Here is a 21469-nt window from a genome sequence, read left to right as displayed (position 1 = left end):
CTGCCTTTGCTAACGCCCGTGCGAGCGATCATAACCATTGCTCGCAGGGCTGTCCCACCCCTTCAAATCACCACTGGCAGGAGCGAATACCTCGACCAGCAAGGGGTGGCATGCAGCCGTGTCCGAGGAATGTTCCGAGGAACAATCCCCGCCCGGGCAGGCGCTGAGGTTTCCCAGCAAATCAATCTCGGCAAAAAATTCAAGAAAATCTCCGGGGCGCACGGGTGAGGCTTTCATGAAGTACTGACCCGTGTCGCGGGTGAAACCGGTACACATGAAGACGTTCAGTACGTCGTGCACCGCTGGTTCGGCTTCGGTCAGCGGAATATTGAGGTGATCCGCAAGCGCGCGGGTCAGGTTGGAGTGGCAACAATGATGATATTGCGTACCGGACAAAAGGTTGCCCGTATACGGATCGCATCGCGTGCCGATGACGTCATGAACCGACCCCCCATAGGAATCGATCCCGTACCACTCCAGCGTATCCGCAATAATCGTGGCCATCGGGCGCAGATGAGGAAAACTGGACCACATCCGCTCTCCGGTGGTCAGATGCGTGCCATGCAGCGCCCGGGTTTTTCCGGAATAGAAGCGTTCCGACAGGTCGTTTCGGTTCCAGAGGTTCAGATCGCCAACCTGCGGCCCCTCGACGGAAGTGATGCGAAAGAAATGGCCGGCAGGCACTTCAAAACAACGTGCATCACGTGGCGGCACCAGCACTTCGCCCGTTTTGCTTGCGCGTTCGCGAAGGGACTTCATCCAAGTCACATCCGGTCGCGGCAATGCCTCGTTCGGGTAACAGATGACAGGGGAAACCGCGCGACGGGCTTCGGCATCTTCAGGCGGGTGGAGAGTGTTTTCTGAAACGGTCATGCCGGGCAGAGTGGCGCATTATTCAACCCTCGGAAAGCCCTATCTTTCAGGGGTCACGCGCCTTCAAACACTGCAAAGGTTGGTCCAGTGCAGTGATTTCGGCACCGCAGAAGCTGCACCGCCAGATGCCGTGGCTCTTGTCCTGCCGCCACCTGCAATCACGTGTCAGCCCGGAATGGCGCGAGCGCCAGAGGAAATAGGCAAACACGCCGGCCGCCAGAAGAAGCAGAAGAACAGGCATCCCTCTGCTTTGCCGATAAACCGTCAGTTTGCAAGCCTTGCAGCCTGTATCAGGCTGCGTTTGCGTATTCGAAAAGCTCTGGTTCCTTGTCAGCCTTCGCAGGTTCGGGCGTGTAATAGGCCCATGCCTGTTCAAGCAGTTCCAGCGCGTCTTGGGCGTCGCTTTTCCGTTTGGATGTGTCTTTGCTCATTGGAGTGATCCTGACTAAAGCTCATCACTCCTCCCTGCCAAAAAAATAAGGCAATGCAGCCGGGGCTGCATCGCCTATTTTTGCAAGATGGACATGCGAAAATCGCAAATCGGGCCTGTGTTTAGACCGCGCGCTCGACCATCATCTTCTTGATCTCGGCAATCGCCTTGGCCGGGTTCAGACCTTTCGGACAGGTCTTGGCGCAGTTCATGATGGTGTGACAGCGGTAGAGCTTGAACGGATCTTCCAGTTCATCCAGACGCTCACCAGTGGCTTCATCCCGGCTGTCGATGATCCAGCGATAGGCATGCAGCAAGGCCGCGGGGCCAAGATAGCGATCACCATTCCACCAGTAGCTGGGGCATGAGGTCGAGCAGCTGGCGCACATCACGCATTCATAAAGACCATCCAGCTTCTTGCGATCTTCGATGGATTGTTTCCATTCCTTCGCAGGGCGATTGGTCTTGGTTTCCAGCCACGGCATGATGGACGCATGCTGGGCATAGAAATGAGTCAGATCAGGGATCAGGTCCTTGACCACCGGCATATGCGGTAGCGGATAGATTTTCACATCGCCCTTGATCTCATCCATGCCATAGATACAGGCCAGCGTGTTGATCCCGTCGATGTTCATCGCGCAAGATCCACAGATGCCTTCGCGGCAAGACCGGCGGAACGTCAACGTCGGATCGATCTCGTTTTTGATCTTGATCAGCGCGTCCAGTACCATCGGACCGCACGTATCCATATCAACGAAATAGGTGTCGACACGCGGGTTCTGCCCGTCATCGGGGTTCCAACGATAGATCTGGAACTTGCGCACGTTCGTGGCGCCGTCCGGCTTTGGCCAGGTCTTGCCGGTGGTAATCCGGGAATTCTTGGGCAGGGTCAGTTGAACCATGTCAATTCTCCATTCAGCACAAGGCCGCCTTTCAGCCTGTCCGGGCGCATTCAGACGCCCCTCGGTTATAATGCCCCCAATGGGCGATGTTCACGTCGAAATCCGGCGAAAGCCAATCCGCAAGGCTTTGCGGATCGTCCCGGTCGATATCAAAGCGCAGAAAGCGCGGGTTGTCGTCAAAGAAAGCTTCGACCTCGGAATGGTGCACGTCATACATATGCGCCCAGCCCCGTTTTACCTCGTCGGCCGTCTGTCCATTGGCCTTGCAGCATCGCTCTAGGTACCTACCGCCGGAATGGTTGGCACGTGATGCGATCCAGTCATCGCGATTGCGCGTGTTCAGCAAGAAAAAGGCGTCGGGGTAAGCCGCGTGCAGCTCTCGAAAGAACCGCGCGCCGTCCAGCATGAAGCGCGAATTGACAAAGGCGATATCGGTGAAGGCCCGGACGGCACCAAACCCATCCAGCGGTCTGCGCCCCATGGCAATATTGGTTACCATCCGATGTGCAAGGTTTAGACCCTGTTCATCTTCCCAATGCACCGAAGGAATCCCGCTGTTCTGAAACAGCTTGTGAAACGAGGTCGTCGCACAGCGGTTCAAGCCGATCAGGATGATCTTGGGATCGCTTTGCCCGGATTTGAGTTTCTCGACCGTCATTGCGGGCACCAGCAAAGCATACGCCTTGGCACGCCTGGGATTTCACCATGACTTGCGCTTTTTTGAACGCCCCTCCGGCATGTGACATGATCAAAAGCGGCTTGTTTGGCTTCCCGGGTTGATATGGTGCTTGCGCCAGTCACACGTTCAACTCCGCTCGAACACTTTGAACGCGGCAAAGCTGTTCTTTGAGGCATGCGCATGCCCTTTGACGGCAAACGGGTTCTCTTCTTCACAATAGAGCTGCCAGCCGGGCATGAATTCTTCAACCCACAGGGAATACGGGCGATGGCGCACATGCTGGTTGGAAGGGTTCTGGTCAAAATCAGACGAATAGATAACGACAAAACGCTTTGCCAGTCCGAACAACCGCCGCATGTAGTTTTCGAAAACGCTGTCTTCGGTCAGATGATAAATGACATCCAGCGAAAGAGAAACGTCATGCGGCTCAACCTCGGAATCGGCGTTTTTGAACACCCAATTGGGGCGGGATCGAAAAACTTCGTTGCAGCGCCGAACGCAGAGGTCCGAGACATCTAGACCGGTATAATTCGGGATATCAAACAATTGCGCCTGATTTCCGTCGCCCGATCCCAATTCTACAACCGAGTCCACGCCTTCCATCTCGACCATCGTGTTGATGAAATTCGCTTTGTAGACAGCAAGACGCCCGTAAGACCCCGCTCCCGAGGTCTTGCCGCGCTCATATCGGCGTTGCCAATAATCGGTCGAAGAAAACTCTGCCATCTCGCCCCTGTTCCTGACCAGCCCTTAGAACGTCCGCGCTTTGGGCGCGATTTTCTGCAAGCTGATACCGCCTTGGTCCTCGGTCGTCAGCGGATCAACGATGACCGGACGATAGCTGAGCTCAACCTTGTTGCCCTCGACCCGGCTGACCGTGTGAACACGCCAGTTTTCGTCATCACGCTCGCTGAAGTCTTCATGCGCGTGGGCCCCTCGGGATTCCTTGCGGGCCTCGGCGCCGACGATGGTGGCAAGCGCGTTTGGCATCAGGTTGGTCAGTTCAAGGGTTTCCATCAGATCGCTGTTCCAGACCAACGAACGGTCTGTGACCTTCAGGTCGTCCATCTTTGCGGCAATCGCCGTCATCTTCTCGACGCCTTCGGCCATGGTCTTGGCGGTTCGGAACACGGCCGCATCCGCCTGCATGGTCTTTTGCATCTCAAGCCGAAGATCGGCGGTTGGGATTGAACCGCTGGCGTTACGCACCGCATCAAAACGGTCAAACGCCTTGTCGACCGACGCCTGGTTCAGAACCGGGTTGGGGGATTCGGCGTCGACAACCTTACCAGCCCGGATCGCCGCCGCCCGGCCAAAGACCACAAGGTCAATCAGCGAGTTCGACCCCAGTCGGTTCGCACCGTGGACCGAGGCACAACCGGCTTCGCCAACGGCCATCAAACCGGGAACGACCGCAGTCGGATCCTCGGCAGTTGGGTTCAGAACCTCACCCCAATAGTTCGTGGGGATACCGCCCATGTTGTAATGCACGGTGGGCAGAACCGGGATCGGTTCCTTCGTGACATCCACACCCGCAAAAATCTTGGCGCTTTCCGAGATACCGGGCAGGCGCTCCGCCAGAGCTTCGGCAGGCAAGTGGCTGAGGTTCAGGTGAATGTGATCCCCTTCGGCCCCTACGCCACGTCCCTCGCGGATTTCCATGGTCATCGAGCGCGAAACGTAATCGCGTGGTGCGAGGTCCTTGTACTGGGGCGCATAGCGCTCCATGAACCGTTCACCTTCCGAGTTTGTCAGGTACCCGCCTTCGCCGCGCGCGCCTTCGGTGATCAGACAGCCCGAACCGTAGATGCCGGTAGGGTGGAACTGAACGAATTCCATATCCTGCAAGGCCAGCCCGGCACGGGCCACCATGCCGCCGCCATCGCCGGTGCAGGTATGGGCCGAGGTGGCGCTGAAATAGGCACGGCCATAGCCGCCGGTCGCCAATACCACCATCTTGGCGTTGAAGACATGCATGGTGCCATCGTCCAGCTTCCAGCAGACGACACCCTGACATTGACCGTCTTCGGACATGACCAGGTCAATGGCGAAATATTCGATGTAGAACTCGGCGTTGTTCTTCAACGACTGCCCATACAGTGTATGCAGAATCGCGTGGCCGGTCCGGTCGGCGGCTGCACAGGTGCGTTGTACCGCAGGACCTTCTCCGAATTCAGTGGTGTGTCCACCGAAGGGGCGCTGATAGATCTTGCCCTCTTCCGTACGGCTGAACGGAACGCCATAGTGCTCCAGCTCGTAGACCGCCTTTGGCGCCTCGCGGGCAAGGTACTCCATCGCGTCGGTATCGCCCAACCAGTCCGAGCCCTTGACGGTATCGTACATGTGCCATTGCCAATGGTCGGGGCCCATATTCGACAACGACGCGGCAATGCCACCCTGCGCGGCCACGGTATGAGAACGGGTTGGGAAAACCTTGGTCACGCAGGCCGTACGCAGGCCTTGTTCCGCCATACCCAATGTCGCCCGCAGACCGGCCCCACCGGCGCCAACAACGACCACGTCATATTCATGCGTTTCGTATTCGTATGCAGCCATTTCTTTCAGCTCCGGGAATTAGAGGGCAATGCGCGCGATGGCGAAGATACCGGCCGCAGCCGCACCGTAGGACAGGCAGGTCACCAGAATGATCAGGACCTTTTCAAGCGTGCCGTGAACATAGTCCTCAAGCATCACCTGCGCACCGTCTGCGAAGTGTTTGAAGCCAACTGCCAGCGTCAGTGCTGCCACGATGGCAGGGAAGGGCCGCGAATAGTATTCAAGTACCACGTCAAACGGCTGACCCAGAACCGGGCCGAAGGTGAAAACAAACAAAGGCACAAGGATCAGCAGAGCCACCGAGCTGACTTTCATCGCCCAGAAATGGGCGGTGCCGGATTTCGCCGAGCCAAGGCCAGCGGCGCGTTTGCGGTCGGTCAGATAACGCATGTCAGGCCTCCAATCACGCGACGATGACAAGGGTCAGAAGGGTCAGCACGACCGATCCGATGACAACGGCCCAGCCCAGCTTTGTCGCTGTGGGAAGGTCCAGCCCAATCGCATTGTCCCAGATCAGGTGCCGTACACCGGCCAGCGTGTGATACCAAAGACCCCATACGGACAGAGCCATCACCAGATCGCCAAGCACCGAAGTAATCACTCCGTTCGCAACGGCGAAGGCCTCGGGCGACGTTGCTGCGGCCAGAAACCACCAGACGATCAGCAGCGCCGCCAGCAGTAGCGCGTTTCCGGTGATGCGTGTCAGGATGGATGTGACCGACGTCAGCTGTGGACGATAGATCGACAGGTGCGGCGAAAGTGGGCGGTTGCCCCGATTTACATCGGCCATGGCGGCTCCTTTTCGGTTGGCTACCGAACGTTTTACTGTTTTTTGCGACACTGTCACGTGCTGCGGGTGCAAAAACCACTAAATTCAGCGCAATTTGACGGATTATTCCGGTATGTGATCACACAAAATATTGTCGTGATCACATTTAACATTCCCCTTCATCAATGTTAGCGATTTCAAGATCAAAGGCATGTGATCACGAATCTCCTGACTGTCATTTCAGGCCCGCTGTTTGCTGCGTCACTTCGCGCAGCAGTTTCTTGCGAATTCGTTCCGGGTAGTCCGCGAAGCCCGAGGCCGAAACGACAAAAGCGCCTTCGCCCACGATGACATTCTCAAAGAAATAGGCCGTCAGGTCCGGTTCACTTTCTTCAATGGCCAACGCATTGACGACAATGCCTCGGTCCCGCAAAGCCGCGTGAACTTGCGTCGGTTCGACGCCTTCATTGGATACGCCGTCCCCAGACAGATCGATCAGTCTCCGTTTGCAATCGGATACGGACTCAAACGCGTCCAGCGTCGTGTGCAGCGCCTCGCCAATCGCAGTCGAGAAGTTCCGCCAGATGCGTGGATCTTCGGCAACCTGATCGGCAAAACGATCCAGCGCCGCGAAACTGTCGACTCGAGTCCAGGGGATCGTGACCTGCTGGCGCGACGACCCGGTCCATTGCACCAGCATCAACTGAGCCTGACCACGAACCAATGCCTCGGACACGATCGGGTCGCGCAGACCAGCGGCCAACCCGTCCATCTGGATACGAAACTCGCTGGCGTCGACCGAGCCGGAAACATCAACCGCCAAGGCCAGCGCCAGATCGCAGGCCTGAGCCGCCGGCGCCAGACAAACGCTGGTCAATATCGCGCGCAGAATATGCATGGTGCAAGCCTAACACGGCTTGCACGCAAATGGCTCACATTACCGTCAGCAGGCCTATTGCGGCATGAGCGCCCAATAATCGAGATCCAGAAGAACATCCGGCAAATACCGGCCCTCGTCATTCTTCAACACGAACGGATCACCACCCTTTGTCGCCACCAGACGCAGGCGGATCGCACCCACGCCGGGAACACCGGTTTCCGCCTTATCCAGAACTTCGGACCAGGCCTTGATCGTGTCGCCCGCGAAGCATGGGTTGGCATGCGCGCCGCCATTCAGGCCGACAATCATCTGCGCGTTCGCAAGCCCATTGAACGACAATGTCCGCGCCATCGAGATCACGTGCCCGCCATAGATCAACCTGCCTTCCGGGCGGAACGTCAGGTCGAAATGCACCTTGGCGGTGTTCTGCCACAATCGCGTGGCCAGCATGTGTTCGGCCTCTTCCACGGTGACGCCGTCCACGTGGTCGATTTTCTCTCCGATTTCATAATCGCCCCAACGATGCGCTTCACCGGCCAAAGCGAAATCGTAATTCGAGAAATCCAGACCTTCGGGCACGATCAGATCCTGGGGCGTCAAGGCCTTCTTCAATTCGGGAACAACCGTTTCGGGCGCTGGTGCATTCACGTCTGCCTTGCGCACCATCACCCAACGGACATATTCGATGACGACTTCGTCCAATTGGTTCAATCCACGGGTGCGGACCCAGACGACACCTGTTTTCCCGTTGGAATTCTGTTTGACGCCAATCACCTCGGACACAGATCGCAGGGTATCACCGGCATAGACGGGTTTCAGCCAGCGGCCTTCGCCATAGCCAAGATTGGCAACCGCGTTCAACGAGACATCCGGAACCGTTTTGCCGAACACCAGATGAAACGCCGCCAGATCATCAAGCGGACTTTCCGGCAAACCGCAATCCCGGGCAAATTCGTCCGAAGAATACAGCGCGTGACGCGCGGGATAAAGCGCGTGATACAAACCGCGTTCGCCCTCGGTCACTGTGCGCGGCACGGCGTGATGCAACACCTGCCCCACAGAATAATCCTCGAAAAATCGGCCCGGATTTGTTTTTACCATTACTGCTGTCCCAGTTTCATGTCGGGGGAATAGTCGGCGTCGACCTCTTTGGTCACAGCCTGCGCACACCGCATTACATTGTTGGCTGAGTCAAAGGCATAGGACGGGTCGCCGTACAGCTCCCATCCCTTCGCCAGCGCATCTGACACTTTGTGGCAGAAGGCTGACGTGTCTTCTTCGGTCAACAAACGATAGAGTTTCGCCATGGGGTCAGGTCCTCATGAGCCAAACGGAGACGGACCGACCAGGCCGTGGATATATCCGATAATCCCCAGCAGCACGATCGACGCCACAAAGAACATGGCATCCTTGCCATAGGTTCCCGGCTCACTGGGCGTCCAGTCGGGTTCGGTCTTGTTGATCACAACAACTTCGACCACGGCCCATGCCAGAAGACCGCCGAACAGGATGATCGAGGCCAGATCTCCGTTCACCAGCAAATGCGCAAAGGCCCACAGCTTGAAACCACCCAGCATCGGATGGCGAAACTTGTTCAGCACCCGGCCTTTGGTGCCCGCGGGGCTCATCATGAAGATCGCGATCAGAACCAACAGATTATTGACGTGAATCAGGAAGGTCGGCGGCGCCCAGACATAAATGAAGTCGGTCATGCGATAGCCGAACACCATCAGCAGGATCGACGCTACCAGCGCCAGGGCTACTGCACCCTTGCCCCCGTCGCCCATCGCGGCACGGCGTTCAGGCGCCACACGTTTGAACAGATGCGCGGCCCACCACAGTGCCACGCCCAAGATCAGAAGAACAAAGCCCATGCTGGCTTACCCCGCTTGCAAAGCTGAAATCGCCTCTGCTTTTGCCAGAATTTCACGGGCCGTTGCAACGTGCAGGTTTTCAACGATCTTGCCATCCACGACGGCAACACCCTGCCCTTGCGCTTCGGTCTCTTCGAATGCCGAAATTTGGCGGCGGGCCAGATCGATCTCGTCATCCGATGGTGCGAAGGCCGTGTTGGCCACATCGACCTGGGCCGGATGGATCAGTGTTTTGCCATCAAAGCCCATGTCGCGGCCCTGCGCACACTCGGCGGCCAGACCCTCGGCATCCTTGAAAGCGTTGTAAACGCCATCAATGATGATCAGCCCTTCGGCCTTGGCGGCCAACAGGCACAGACCCAGCGAAGTCATCATCGGCAGGCGATCGGGGCGAAAGCGGGTTTGCAGCTCTTTGGCCAGATCGTTTGTGCCCATCACGAATCCGGCCATCAGCGGATGCGCCGCGATCTCGGCAGCGTTCAGCATTCCGCGCGGCGTTTCCATCATGGCCCAAATCGGCAATTCTCCGGTGATCGCCGCCAGAGCATCCACGTCAGCCGCCGAATTCACCTTGGGCAACAGGACAACATCGGCATCCATGTCGCGCACCGCCTCGGCATCGGCACGCCCCCATTCGGTGTCCAGCCCATTGATCCGGACGATCTTGACCCGCGCACCATAGCCCCCAGCGGCCAAGGCCCCTTTCAGCGTTTCGCGAGCGTTTTCTTTTTCGTCCGCTGCAACTGCATCTTCCAGGTCGAAGATGATCGCATCCACAGGCAAAGATCGGGCCTTGTCCAGGGCCCGGTCCCTCGAACCAGGAATGTAGAGAACCGAACGATAGGGGCGCAGACGAGGATCCATGGACCACTCCCATTGAAATAAAGTTGCGCGGAATGGGACATTTTTTGCAGGAAAGTTCAAGCACAAAATCGCCGCACCGCAGCAAACCCGACGCAACGTGCGTTCCCTTAACCGGATTTCGTCCCTTGCCACGCACCCTGATCGGCAGCTGGAATCAAAAAGGGTGCGGCATGCAAAAGACGGTGTTCAAGATGACGATGGGGCTTGGGATCATGGTCCTGGCCGCGCAACATGTGCACGCTCAGGGTCAAAACTGTGCGCCCAGAGAGGCTGTGCTGGAACGGTTGCACGAGGCCTATGGCGAAACGCGCAGGGGTTTGGGACTGGCCCGGAAAGGCGCCGTCATGGAGCTTTTTGCCTCGGACGAAACCGGCAGTTGGACGATCACGGTGACTTTGCCAAACGGGATCACCTGCTTTGTGGCTTCGGGTCAGGCTTTTGAAGAGGTGGTCGAGGCGCTGCCACCCAATGCCTGATCAGGTAAGCGCGTCCCAGATCAGCTTGCTGCCGGTGAGCGTCAACAGCACATAGGCAAGCCCGAAGAACAGGCGTTCGGACAACATGAAATGTGCCCGGACGCCCAGCCATGCCCCCAGGATCGCAAAGGGTGTCAGCAGCAAATCCGCCCATAACGTCTGCCATGTAAACATACCCAGATACGCATAGGGGATGAATTTCGCGATATTGATCACCCAGAAAACCAGTACCGTACTGGCTTGAAATTCGGTTTTCGTCAGGCGTTGCGACAAAAGATAGACCGCTGCCGGAGGACCGCCGGCATGGCTGACGAAACTTGTGAAACCCGCGACCGGCCCGGCAAACAAACCGGAAGACGGCGGCAATCGCCTGGCAAACCCGCGCACCCACCCTTTCGACTGCGCGATGTGCCAGATTACGAACCCGACCGAGATGCCACCGATCAGCAGACGCAACAGATCATCATCCGTTGCACGGTAAAGCCACGCACCCACCGCCACACCGGGCAGCGCGCCAAGGATCAGCAGACGGGAATCCGGCCAGCTCCACCGCCTCCAATAGGGACCCAACGTGGCCACGTCGATCACCATCAAGATTGGCAGCATCAAGGCCAAAGCCTGCCCGGGCGTCAGGATCAAGGCCAGAATCGACGACGAGGCAAATGCCACGCCGGAACCGAAACCGCCCTTTGAAATACCGGCAAAGATCACGGCAGGGATCGCCACGGCAAAAAACATCAAGTTCAATTCGAACATGTGACAGTCCCGGTTTTGGCTTGTCTCAAAGGCCGTTTAGCGCAATCAAAGCAAGGCCTGCAAACAGTATGCGGTTGTATGCCACGTCGCAGAACTCTTGCCTATTGACGTTTTAACGACTAGCACGACCGCGATTTCAATACCGACCGGATATGGAGAAATTCCAAATGGCCAGACCCAAGATTGCGCTGATCGGCGCGGGGAACATCGGTGGCACGCTCGCACATCTCGCAGCTGTCAAAGAACTGGGTGACGTTGTCCTGTTTGACATCGCAGACGGGCTGCCTCAGGGCAAGGCGCTCGACATCGCTGAATCCGGCCCTTCGGAAGGGTTCGACGCCTCGATGAAAGGCACCAGCGACTATGCCGATATCGCTGGCGCGGATGTGTGCATCGTGACCGCAGGCGTGGCCCGCAAACCGGGCATGAGCCGCGATGATCTGCTGGGCATCAACCTGAAAGTCATGAAGTCGGTCGGTGAAGGCATCGCAGCCCACGCACCCGATGCGTTCGTGATCTGCATCACCAACCCGCTGGACGCGATGGTCTGGGCTTTGCGCGAATTCTCGGGCCTGCCGCACAACAAGGTCTGTGGCATGGCAGGGGTGCTTGACTCGGCACGCTTTGCACATTTCCTGTCGGAAGAGTTCAACGTCTCGATGCGCGACGTCACCGCCTTCGTTTTGGGCGGCCACGGCGATACCATGGTGCCGTCGGTCCGTTACTCGACCGTTGCCGGTATTCCGCTGCCTGATCTGGTCGAGATGGGCTGGACCACGCAAGAGAAACTGGACGCCATCGTGCAGCGCACCCGTGACGGCGGCGCCGAAATCGTTGGCCTGCTGAAAACCGGTTCGGCCTACTACGCGCCTGCAACGTCGGCGATCGAAATGGCCGAAGCCTATCTGAAAGACCAGAAGCGCGTTCTGCCATGCGCGGCCTACTGCAACGGCGAACTGGGTGTAGACGGGCTCTATGTCGGTGTTCCGACCGTGATCGGCGCAGGCGGCGTCGAGCGTATCGTTGACATCAAGCTGAACGAAGACGAGCAGGCAGGGTTCGACAACTCGGTGAACGCCGTGAAGGGTCTGATCGACGCATGCAAGGGCATCGACAGCTCGCTGGCGTAAAACAGCTCTGAAGTCCGAATAACAGACCGGCCCGTTTCAGGGCCGGTTTTCTTTTGGTCCGCGCACGTCCCGGTCGCAAATGTTGGCGCAAACGCCGCAAATCCCTTTTTTCGAATGTGATTTTCTGACGCGGCGCAGTTTTTTCGAATCGTTTTGCCGCATCAGAAATTTTGTGATCACACCCTAAAAACCCGTGATCACAAATGTTGAAAATCTTCGCTAAAAACCCATTGAGCATCAAAAAACCCTTTAAACTTGCCCGCTAGACACCCCTATAACGATTAAACGCAGTCAGACGGGACAGTTTCGATGAACATTCACGAATATCAGGCCAAAGCCCTCCTTCGCAGCTATGGCGCACCGGTGTCCGATGGTCGCGCCGTGTTGCGCGCCGAAGAAGCCAAAACCGCAGCAGGTGAGCTGGACGGCCCGCTTTGGGTTGTCAAAGCACAGATCCACGCAGGTGGTCGCGGCAAGGGTTCGTTCAAAGAGGCCGACGCCGGTGAAAAAGGCGGTGTTCGTCTGACCAAATCGGTTGAAGAAGCCGCTGAAGAAGCCAAAAAGATGCTGGGCCGTACACTGGTCACGCATCAGACCGGTCCGGCAGGCAAGCAGGTCAACCGCATCTATATCGAAGCAGGCTCGGGCATCGAGCGTGAACTGTACCTGGCCCTGCTGGTGGACCGCCAGACCAGCCGCATTTCCTTCGTCTGTTCGACCGAGGGCGGCATGGACATCGAAGAAGTGGCCGCAGCGACGCCCGAGAAAATCCTGTCCTTCTCGGTCGATCCGGCCACCGGTTACATGCCGTATCACGGTCGCCGCATCGCCTTCTCGCTGGGTCTGGAAGGCCCGCAAGTCAAGCAATGCGTCAAACTGATGGGTCAGCTCTATCAAGCCTTCGTCGAGAAGGACATGGAGATGCTGGAAATCAACCCGCTGATCGTCTCGGACAGCGGCGATCTCAAGGTGCTGGACGCCAAGGTCGGCTTTGACGGCAACGCGGTCTACCGCCACCCGGACATCGCCGAACTGCGCGACACGACCGAGGAAGACCCCAAGGAACTGGAAGCCTCCAAGTACGACCTGAACTACATCGCACTGGATGGTGAGATCGGCTGCATGGTCAACGGTGCCGGTCTGGCGATGGCGACGATGGACATCATCAAGCTTTATGGTGCCGAGCCTGCCAACTTCCTCGACGTGGGTGGCGGCGCGACCAAAGAGAAAGTGACCGAAGCGTTCAAGATCATCACCTCGGACCCGCAGGTCAAAGGCATTCTGGTCAACATCTTCGGCGGCATCATGCGCTGTGACGTCATCGCCGAGGGCGTTGTGGCCGCTGTGAAAGAAGTTGGCCTGAAAGTACCGCTGGTCGTCCGTTTGGAAGGCACGAATGTCGAGAAGGGCAAAGAGATCATCAATACCTCTGGCCTGGACGTGATCGCGGCGGACAACCTGAAGGACGGCGCCGAAAAGATCGTGAAGGCGGTCAAGGGGTAAGCTTGTTCAAGTGGGGCTGGCCTCGGGCCCGCCCCATCGCGGTTAAAACCAAGCTGAAAAACATTGCCGCGCAAGGCTGAAAGAAGCAATCGATCTGATGACCATCCCAATCTTCCTCATAGGCTTGGAACGCGCCACAGGGCGGGCGCGTTTGATGGAGCAGGAGTTGCAAAAGGCAGACCTGTCGGCGACGCGCGTCAACGCTGTTGACTGCGATGCCGCCACCCGTGAGGATTTCCTGCGCGAATGCCGGGCGGAAGGACCTTGGGGCTATTTCCATACCAAGGACATGGCCTGCACCCTCAGCCATGCCAAAGCATGGGAGGCGCTGATCGCCTCGGGCGCGGAACAGGCCTTGATCCTCGAAGATGATGTGTTTCTGACACCGGAATTGGCAGACTGGTTGAATGATGCATCATGGTGGCCAGAGGATGCCGACATCGTGCGGTTCGAACGCTGGCGCAGCACGAAGCTTTACGTGGCCCTTGGGCGCAAGCGGCTGCCCCATCTGGGGCGGGAATTGCGTCTGATGCGCTCGCGCCATCCCGGTGGTGCAGCTTATGCGCTGACACGCGAAGCGGCCCGGCACTTTCTGGCCCAGAAACCCTTTGACATCACGCTGGATGGTTTGTTGTTCAACCCGTCCGCCTCGCCGGCGGCGCGTCAGATCAACATCTATCAGGTGATCCCGGCCATGGTCGAACAGGGCAACGAAGCGCCCGGCGAATACAATATGGGTGCACCGCGCGCGCGGCCAACAGGCTGGCCTCTGATCCGGCAAAAAGTAAGGCGTGGCATCGCTGAAATCAGCAGCGGCCTGCGTACCACGGCCAACCTGGCCCTGGGACGTGCCACGCTCGAGAAAATTACCTATGCGCCGCAGGTTCTGCCGGCGACTGAACCCAATCAATCCAACACCGCCTAGAGAAAGGGACAAAATGGCAGTCCTCATCGACGAAAACACCAAAGTGATCTGTCAGGGCTTTACCGGCTCGCAGGGTACATTCCACAGCGAACAGGCCATTGCCTATGGCACCAAGATGGTCGGCGGCGTCACCCCCGGCAAAGGCGGGATGGAGCATCTGGGCCTGCCCGTGTTCAACTCGGTCCACGAGGCCAAGCACGTGACCGAAGCCAATGCCAGCGTGATCTATGTGCCGCCGCCGTTTGCTGCGGATTCGATCCTCGAAGCGATTGATGCCGAGATGGAGGTGATCGTCTGCATCACCGAAGGCATCCCGGTGCTGGACATGATGAAGGTGAAGCGCGCGCTGGAAGGCAGCAAATCCCGCCTGATCGGCCCGAACTGCCCCGGTGTCATCACGCCCGACGCCTGCAAGATCGGCATCATGCCCGGCCATATCCACAAGCGCGGCTCGGTCGGTGTTGTGTCGCGTTCCGGCACCCTGACCTATGAGGCCGTCAAGCAAACCACCGATGTGGGTCTGGGCCAGTCCACTTGTGTGGGCATCGGCGGCGACCCGATCAAAGGGACTGAGCATATCGACGTGCTGGAATGGTTCCTGGCCGATGACGAGACCGAGTCGATCATCATGATCGGTGAGATCGGTGGTTCGGCCGAGGAAGAAGCCGCGCAGTTCCTGGCGGATGAGGCCAAGAAGGGCCGCAAGAAGCCGACCGCCGGTTTCATCGCGGGCCGCACAGCCCCTCCGGGCCGCCGCATGGGCCACGCGGGCGCGATTGTCGCTGGCGGCAAGGGCGGTGCCGAGGACAAGATCGAAGCCATGCGCAGTGCTGGGATCGTCGTGGCCGAAAGCCCGGCGCAGCTGGGCGAGGCTGTGCTGGAAGCGATTGGGTAAGCTGTGATTGCCCATAGCGCATATGTGCTGAGGGCAGCGCCCGACCGCGGGTGGGTGCAAAGCGCCCGCCCATGGGGGCGGTCGGGCGCTGCCTGGCGGTGTCGCCGGGCAGGTGGGTATTGATGGTACCAATGCAGGCCATATCGACCGGATTTCGGAAAACCTTTGTTTGCTCCGGCAGAGCCACACGCTCAGAATTCTGGTGGTTTGCACCGGTCGCGCTTGTCTTGCCGATCGTAACAGCAACACAGCTTGAATGGCAGAAAGCCGAGATTTGGGGCATCTGGCAACTGTTTGTCGTTATGGTAGCCTGTGTCCCTCTGCTATCGGCCATGAGCCGCCGGTTGCAAGATACTGGTGAGGAGGGTCGTCAGGCATTCTATCCATTCATGCCTTTAATTATTCTCTGGTTAGGTTATCAGGTGACATACTGGCTTGGGTTAGTCCTGCTAGCCGGTAGCGGTTTCGGCATCCTCTTTCTCGGGTTGTTCGTCATCGTGCTTATCGCCGCAGCGCTCCTTATTGGATTTATCACAAGCGCACTGGTTGCAGCCAACGTTCTTGGCATGATGCTTGTAGCATCAGATCCGCAAAGCAATCGCTTCGGAGCGCCCGAGGGAGGAGTGACACCATGACCTTCTCCGACGCCATCCGCACCTGTTTTGCCAATGTCTTCACCTTCTCAGGTCGTGCCTCGCGGCCCGAGTACTGGTTCTTTTTCCTGTTCATCGTGATCTGGAACATCATTGCCGGCATCATCGACTGGCAGTTCTTCACTCAGGTCGCGATCACCGAAAGCGATGAGGTGAAATCCGTCACCGCAACGTCCTCGGCTCCGGTGCAGAGCATCGTCGGCCTGATCGTCTTCTTCCCGCATCTGGCCGTTGCGTGGCGGCGGATGCACGATACCGGGCGCAGCGGGCTGTATGCTCTGCTGCCGATCCTGCTGATCCTTGGGGCCTTTGCCGTCCTGATCTTTGGTATCGGGATCGCCTCGAGTTTCCAGCATGGCGGAACGCTCGACATTTTGTTTACCCGCGCAACATTGCTGATCGTCATCCCGACACTTATCGTTCTGGTGGTGTCGCCCCTCCTGGTGCTGTGGTGGCTGACCCGCCCCAGCCAGCCAGGCACCAATCAATACGGTCCCAACCCACATGAGGTAGCCCAATGACCGAACACTCGCCCAATACTGCCTTTCACGCCTCCAGCTTCATGCAGGGGCACAATGCCGAATATCTGGAACAGCTTTATGCGCAGTACACCAAGAACCCCGGTGCGGTAGACGCTGCCTGGGTCGAGTTCTTCAAGGCCATGGGTGACGCCGCGCCTGATGTTCAGCGCGAGGCCGAGGGGCCTTCGTGGGCGCGAACCGACTGGCCGCCCATGCCAGCGGATGATCTGACCGGTGCGTTGACCGGCGAGTGGGCCGAGATTGACGCCAAGGCCGCAGGCAAGAAGATCAAGGAAAAGGCCGCCGACAAAGGTGTCGAAGTCAGCGATGACCAGATCAAGCGCGCGGTGCTGGACAGTCTGCGGGCGCTGATGCTGATCCGGGCCTACCGGATCCGGGGCCATCTGGCCGCCAACCTTGACCCACTTGGCATGCGCGCGGCCAGCAATCATCCGGAACTGGATCCCAAAACCTACGGCTTCACCGATGCCGATATGGATCGCCCGATCTTTATCGACAACGTTCTGGGACTTCAGGTCGCCTCGATGCGGCAGATCGTCGAGATCGTGAAACGGACCTATTGCGGTACTTTTGCGCTGCAATACATGCATATCTCGAACCCGGAAGAGGCCGCCTGGCTGAAAGAGCGCATTGAGGGCTATGGCAAGGAAATCCAGTTCACCAAGGAAGGCCGCAAAGCTATCCTGAACAAGATGGTCGAGGCCGAAGGCTTTGAGAAATTCCTGCACGTCAAGTACATGGGCACCAAGCGCTTTGGTCTCGATGGCGGTGAGGCGCTTATTCCGGCGATGGAGCAGATCATCAAACGTGGTGGCGCGCTCGGGCTCAGTGATATCGTGATCGGGATGCCGCACCGGGGCCGTTTGAACATTCTGGCCAATGTGATGGGCAAACCGTACCGCGCCATTTTCAACGAATTCCAGGGCGGCAGTTTCAAACCCGAAGACGTGGATGGTTCGGGCGACGTGAAATACCACCTCGGTGCTTCAAGCGATCGCGAGTTCGACGGCAACAGCGTGCACCTGTCGCTGACGGCGAACCCGTCGCACCTTGAGGCGGTGAACCCTGTGGTTCTGGGCAAGGTCCGCGCCAAGCAGGATCAGTTGGGCGACACGGACCGCACCAAGGTCATGGCCATTCTGCTGCACGGCGATGCAGCCTTTGCCGGTCAGGGCGTCGTGGCCGAAGGCTTTGGCCTGAGCGGTCTGCGCGGGCATCGCACCGGCGGGACAATGCATATCGTGGTGAACAACCAGATCGGCTTTACCACCGCGCCGCATTTTTCACGCTCCAGCCCATATCCGACGGATATCGCGCTGATGGTCGAGGCGCCGATCTTCCACGTGAACGGGGATGACCCCGAGGCAGTTGTTCATGCAGCCAAGGTGGCGACCGAGTTCCGCCAGAAATTCCACAAGGACGTGGTTCTGGATATCTTCTGCTACCGTCGGTTTGGTCACAACGAGGGCGACGAGCCCATGTTCACCAACCCGATCATGTATAAGAAGATCAAGACGCATAAGACCACGCTGTCTTTGTACACTGAGCGCCTCGTCAAGGATGGCCTGATCCCCGAGGGTGAGATCGAGGATATGAAAGCGGCCTTCCAGGCTCATCTGAACGACGAATTCGAGGCAGGTAAGGACTATAAACCTAACAAGGCCGATTGGCTGGATGGGCGCTGGTCGCATCTTGACAAGAACAAAGACGAATACATGCGCGGCGAGACGGCGATCACGCCGGAAACCATGGCCGAAATCGGGGATGCCCTTACCCGCGCACCAAGCGGATTTGCCATGCACAAGACGGTTGGTCGTCTGCTTGAGCACAAGAAACAGATGTTTGAAACCGGTAAAGGCTTTGACTGGGCCACTGGTGAGGCGTTGGCTTTCGGATCCTTGCTGACCGAGGGCTACCCGGTACGCCTTGCAGGGCAGGACGCCACGCGCGGCACCTTCAGCCAACGCCATTCCGGATTCGTTCATCAGGAAACCGAAGAACGGTATTATCCGCTGAACAACATTCGCGCAGGTCAGTCGCATTACGAAGTGATCGACTCGATGCTGTCCGAATATGCAGTGCTCGGCTTCGAATACGGATACTCGTTGGCCGAACCAAATGCGCTGGTCCTGTGGGAAGCCCAGTTCGGGGACTTCGCCAACGGCGCGCAGATCATGTTCGACCAATTCATCAGTTCGGGTGAATCGAAATGGCTGCGGATGTCCGGCCTGGTCTGTCTGCTGCCGCACGGGTTCGAGGGGCAAGGCCCCGAACACTCGTCGGCAAGGCTGGAGCGGTTCCTGCAAATGTGCGGTCAGGACAACTGGATTGTGGCGAACTGCACGACGCCTGCAAACTATTTCCACATCCTGCGCCGCCAACTGCACCGGACATTCCGCAAGCCGTTGATCCTGGTGACACCGAAATCACTGCTGCGTCACAAACTGGCCGTCAGCACCGCCGATGATTTCACCACCGGATCCAGCTTCCACCGGGTACTGTGGGATGATGCACAGAAGGGCAATTCCGACACCAAACTGGTGGCGGATGACAAGATCAAACGTGTGGTGATGTGTTCCGGAAAAGTCTATTTCGACCTGCTGGAGGAACGCGATGCTCGCGGCATCGACGACATTTATCTGATGCGGATCGAACAGTTCTATCCTTTCCCGGCGCATTCTCTGATCAACGAGCTTGAACGGTTCAAGAATGCCGAAATGGTCTGGTGTCAGGAAGAGCCCAAAAACCAAGGTGCGTGGACCTTTATCGAACCCAATATCGAATGGGTTCTGTCCCGGATCGGCGCGAAACATACCCGTCCGGCTTATGTCGGTCGCGCAACCTCGGCCTCGCCCGCGACGGGCCTGGCCAGCCAACACAAAGCCCAACAAGAAGCGCTGGTTAACGAAGCGCTGAGCCTCGAAGGAAAATAAGCGATGACGATTGAAGTTCGTGTTCCCACGCTTGGCGAGTCGGTCACCGAAGCCACTGTTGCAACATGGTTCAAAAAGCCCGGTGATGCGGTCGCCATGGATGAGATGCTGTGTGAGCTGGAGACTGACAAGGTGACGGTCGAAGTGCCCTCTCCCTCAGCTGGCGTGATGGGTGAGATTGTGGCCGCCGAAGGCGACACGGTTGGTGTCGATGCTCTGCTGGCGACGATTGCTGCCGGAGAAGGTGCGGCCGCGCCTGCCCCGGCAACAGCCGCAGCACCCCCCGAGGCCGCACCCTCTGCATCGGGCGGGTCGGTTGACGTGATGGTGCCCACGCTTGGCGAATCTGTGACTGAGGCGACTGTTTCGACCTGGTTCAAGCAAGTCGGCGACAGCGTCGCGCAGGACGAGATGCTGTGTGAGTTGGAAACCGACAAAGTCTCGGTCGAGGTACCCGCCCCGGCTGCGGGTGTTCTGGCGGAAATCGTCGCGCCGGAAGGTGCAACCGTTGATGCAACCGCCAAGCTGGCAGTCATCTCGGGCGCGGCCGCAGGCGCAGCCCCTGCACCGGCAGCTGCTGCCGCGGCTCCTGCTGCGGCAAGCACCGGCAAGGATGTTGCAAATGCGCCGTCTGCCGAAAAGGCGATGGCCGAAGCCGGGTTGTCAGCCGATCAGGTCACCGGCACCGGTCGCGATGGTCGCATCATGAAGGAAGATGTCGCCAAGGCAGTCGCGGCTGCTTCGGCCCCCGCACCTGCGGCGGCTGCGCCGGCGCCCGTTGCTCAGGTTCCGCGCGCACCGGTTGCTGCCGAAGATGAGGCTCGCGAAGAGCGTGTACGGATGACCCGTCTGCGTCAGACCATCGCCAAGCGCCTGAAGGATGCGCAGAACACCGCCGCGATCCTGACCACCTATAACGAGGTGGACATGACCGAAGTCATGGCCCTGCGCAATCAGTACAAAGACCAGTTCGAGAAGAAGCACGGTGTGCGCCTGGGCTTCATGTCCTTCTTCACCAAGGCCTGCTGCCATGCCCTGAAAGAAGTGCCCGAGGTCAATGCCGAGATCGATGGCACCGACATCGTCTACAAGAACTTCGTTCACATGGGCGTTGCGGCCGGCACGCCGCAGGGTCTGGTGGTTCCGGTCATTCGCGACGCGGACAGCATGTCGTTTGCAGCCATTGAAAAAGCCATCGCCGAAAAGGGCAAGCGCGCCCGCGATGGCAAGCTTTCGATGGCCGAGATGCAGGGCGGTACCTTCACAATCTCGAACGGTGGCGTCTACGGCTCGCTGATGTCCTCGCCGATCCTGAACCCCCCGCAGTCGGGCATTCTGGGCATGCACAAGATTCAGGAACGACCGATGGTCATCAATGGCGAGATCAAGATCCGTCCGATGATGTATCTGGCCCTGTCCTATGACCACCGCATTGTTGACGGCAAGGGCGCGGTAACCTTCCTGGTTCGCGTGAAAGAGGCGCTTGAAGATCCGCGCCGCCTGCTGATGGATCTGTGACCATGGCGACACATGTACTCTGGCAGGCCGATGTGGCCGATTTCGACGCCTGGCTGAAAGTGTTCCGCGAGGACAAGCCGATGCGCAAGGCCGCGGGTATCCGCGACCTGCATGTCTGGCGCGACCCCGATCAGAAGGACCATGCGATCGCGATGTTCGAGGTGATCAACCTGGACAAGGCCAAGGCATTTTTCGGATCCGAAGAATTGGCAATGCACCATGAACGAGGCGGCATTGCGCATATCTCGATCAAGCTGCTGGAACCCGTTTGACAAAGATATTCCCGACTCGCCAGATCGGGTCGGGAAAGC

Annotated in this window: 24 protein-coding genes; 10 read left to right on the top strand and 14 right to left on the bottom strand. The window is 58.4% G+C overall.

Translation table 11 applies throughout. The features are described from left to right. Positions 1-9: 9 nt before the first annotated feature. The 13 genes from ACR0FB_RS14670 to ACR0FB_RS14610 all read right to left on the bottom strand — a co-directional run bounded on the left by ACR0FB_RS14670 (position 10) and on the right by ACR0FB_RS14610 (position 9827). The gene (locus ACR0FB_RS14670) at positions 10-873 is read right to left on the bottom strand and encodes an urea carboxylase-associated family protein (RefSeq protein WP_171634920.1); all 864 of its coding nucleotides are present in this window, start codon (positions 871-873) and stop codon (positions 10-12) included. Positions 874-1163: 290 nt separating this feature from the next. After that, positions 1164-1304, bottom strand: a complete 141-nt coding sequence (locus tag ACR0FB_RS14665; protein WP_210093330.1) for a hypothetical protein — start codon at positions 1302-1304, stop codon at positions 1164-1166. 121 nt (positions 1305-1425) lie between these two features. Then, on the bottom strand, positions 1426-2205 hold the full coding sequence (locus tag ACR0FB_RS14660) for a succinate dehydrogenase iron-sulfur subunit (RefSeq protein ID WP_152456842.1): 780 nt from the start codon (positions 2203-2205) through the stop codon (positions 1426-1428). Positions 2206-2236: 31 nt separating this feature from the next. Further along, positions 2237-2863, bottom strand: a complete 627-nt coding sequence (locus ACR0FB_RS14655) for a sulfotransferase (RefSeq protein WP_171634924.1) — start codon at positions 2861-2863, stop codon at positions 2237-2239. A gap of 147 nt (positions 2864-3010) precedes the next feature. Continuing rightward, on the bottom strand, positions 3011-3610 hold the full coding sequence (locus ACR0FB_RS14650) for a class I SAM-dependent methyltransferase (RefSeq protein WP_171634926.1): 600 nt from the start codon (positions 3608-3610) through the stop codon (positions 3011-3013). Between the two features lie 24 nt (positions 3611-3634). Continuing rightward, complete coding sequence (gene sdhA / locus ACR0FB_RS14645; protein WP_171634928.1) at positions 3635-5440, bottom strand: succinate dehydrogenase flavoprotein subunit; 1806 nt, start codon at positions 5438-5440, stop codon at positions 3635-3637. An 18-nt stretch (positions 5441-5458) separates the two neighbouring features. After that, positions 5459-5830, bottom strand: a complete 372-nt coding sequence (sdhD, locus tag ACR0FB_RS14640; RefSeq protein ID WP_117870336.1) for a succinate dehydrogenase, hydrophobic membrane anchor protein — start codon at positions 5828-5830, stop codon at positions 5459-5461. Between the two features lie 13 nt (positions 5831-5843). Continuing rightward, a complete protein-coding gene (sdhC, locus tag ACR0FB_RS14635) occupies positions 5844-6230 on the bottom strand; it encodes a succinate dehydrogenase, cytochrome b556 subunit (protein ID WP_152456838.1) in 387 nt (128 codons plus the stop codon). Between the two features lie 214 nt (positions 6231-6444). Beyond that, positions 6445-7107, bottom strand: a complete 663-nt coding sequence (locus tag ACR0FB_RS14630) for a DUF1194 domain-containing protein (RefSeq protein ID WP_171171150.1) — start codon at positions 7105-7107, stop codon at positions 6445-6447. A 54-nt stretch (positions 7108-7161) separates the two neighbouring features. Further along, on the bottom strand, positions 7162-8190 hold the full coding sequence (locus ACR0FB_RS14625; protein WP_171634931.1) for a MaoC family dehydratase: 1029 nt from the start codon (positions 8188-8190) through the stop codon (positions 7162-7164). After that, positions 8190-8396: a DUF1737 domain-containing protein gene (locus ACR0FB_RS14620; protein ID WP_171634933.1), complete on the bottom strand. Its 207-nt coding sequence runs from the start codon at positions 8394-8396 to the stop codon at positions 8190-8192. Before ACR0FB_RS14620 ends, ACR0FB_RS14625 begins: the two co-directional genes overlap by 1 nt. A gap of 12 nt (positions 8397-8408) precedes the next feature. Continuing rightward, complete coding sequence (locus ACR0FB_RS14615; RefSeq protein WP_171634936.1) at positions 8409-8963, bottom strand: NnrU family protein; 555 nt, start codon at positions 8961-8963, stop codon at positions 8409-8411. 6 nt (positions 8964-8969) lie between these two features. After that, complete coding sequence (locus ACR0FB_RS14610; protein WP_152456833.1) at positions 8970-9827, bottom strand: HpcH/HpaI aldolase/citrate lyase family protein; 858 nt, start codon at positions 9825-9827, stop codon at positions 8970-8972. Between the two features lie 170 nt (positions 9828-9997). On the opposite strand from ACR0FB_RS14610, the gene ACR0FB_RS14605 reads away from it, so the two are divergent. Then, positions 9998-10303: a hypothetical protein gene (locus ACR0FB_RS14605; RefSeq protein ID WP_171724268.1), complete on the top strand. Its 306-nt coding sequence runs from the start codon at positions 9998-10000 to the stop codon at positions 10301-10303. Here the strand turns inward: ACR0FB_RS14605 and ACR0FB_RS14600 are convergent, their stop codons facing one another. Further along, a complete protein-coding gene (locus ACR0FB_RS14600) occupies positions 10304-11059 on the bottom strand; it encodes a sulfite exporter TauE/SafE family protein (protein ID WP_480621344.1) in 756 nt (251 codons plus the stop codon). Positions 11060-11226: 167 nt separating this feature from the next. Here ACR0FB_RS14600 and mdh point away from each other — a divergent pair, with 167 nt between their 5' ends. From mdh to ACR0FB_RS14555, 9 genes are all read left to right on the top strand, one after another. Next, positions 11227-12189, top strand: a complete 963-nt coding sequence (gene mdh, locus ACR0FB_RS14595) for a malate dehydrogenase (RefSeq protein ID WP_117870353.1) — start codon at positions 11227-11229, stop codon at positions 12187-12189. A gap of 309 nt (positions 12190-12498) precedes the next feature. Next, positions 12499-13692: an ADP-forming succinate--CoA ligase subunit beta gene (gene sucC, locus ACR0FB_RS14590; RefSeq protein WP_152456830.1), complete on the top strand. Its 1194-nt coding sequence runs from the start codon at positions 12499-12501 to the stop codon at positions 13690-13692. Positions 13693-13789: 97 nt separating this feature from the next. Continuing rightward, entirely contained in the window at positions 13790-14617 is an 828-nt protein-coding gene (locus ACR0FB_RS14585; RefSeq protein WP_480621346.1) for a glycosyltransferase family 25 protein, read from the top strand. Positions 14618-14630: 13 nt separating this feature from the next. Continuing rightward, complete coding sequence (sucD, locus tag ACR0FB_RS14580) at positions 14631-15512, top strand: succinate--CoA ligase subunit alpha (protein WP_152456828.1); 882 nt, start codon at positions 14631-14633, stop codon at positions 15510-15512. A 122-nt stretch (positions 15513-15634) separates the two neighbouring features. Beyond that, positions 15635-16147 (top strand): DUF805 domain-containing protein, encoded by a 513-nt coding sequence (locus tag ACR0FB_RS14575; protein WP_480621348.1) that lies wholly within the window; start codon positions 15635-15637, stop codon positions 16145-16147. Then, the gene (locus ACR0FB_RS14570; protein ID WP_171634948.1) at positions 16144-16686 is read left to right on the top strand and encodes a DUF805 domain-containing protein; all 543 of its coding nucleotides are present in this window, start codon (positions 16144-16146) and stop codon (positions 16684-16686) included. Before ACR0FB_RS14575 ends, ACR0FB_RS14570 begins: the two co-directional genes overlap by 4 nt. Continuing rightward, positions 16683-19640, top strand: coding sequence for a 2-oxoglutarate dehydrogenase E1 component (locus ACR0FB_RS14565; protein ID WP_480485788.1), 2958 nt, complete (start codon positions 16683-16685; stop codon positions 19638-19640). Before ACR0FB_RS14570 ends, ACR0FB_RS14565 begins: the two co-directional genes overlap by 4 nt. Positions 19641-19643: 3 nt before the next feature. Next, positions 19644-21158, top strand: a complete 1515-nt coding sequence (gene odhB / locus ACR0FB_RS14560; protein WP_171634952.1) for a 2-oxoglutarate dehydrogenase complex dihydrolipoyllysine-residue succinyltransferase — start codon at positions 19644-19646, stop codon at positions 21156-21158. A 2-nt stretch (positions 21159-21160) separates the two neighbouring features. Next, the gene (locus ACR0FB_RS14555) at positions 21161-21430 is read left to right on the top strand and encodes a hypothetical protein (protein ID WP_152456823.1); all 270 of its coding nucleotides are present in this window, start codon (positions 21161-21163) and stop codon (positions 21428-21430) included. The last annotated feature ends 39 nt before the right edge of the window (positions 21431-21469 follow it).

The organism is Ruegeria sp. P10 (assembly GCF_056534925.1).
Note: the sequence above shows the minus strand (reverse complement) of the source record. Positions and strands in the feature narration are given on the sequence as shown.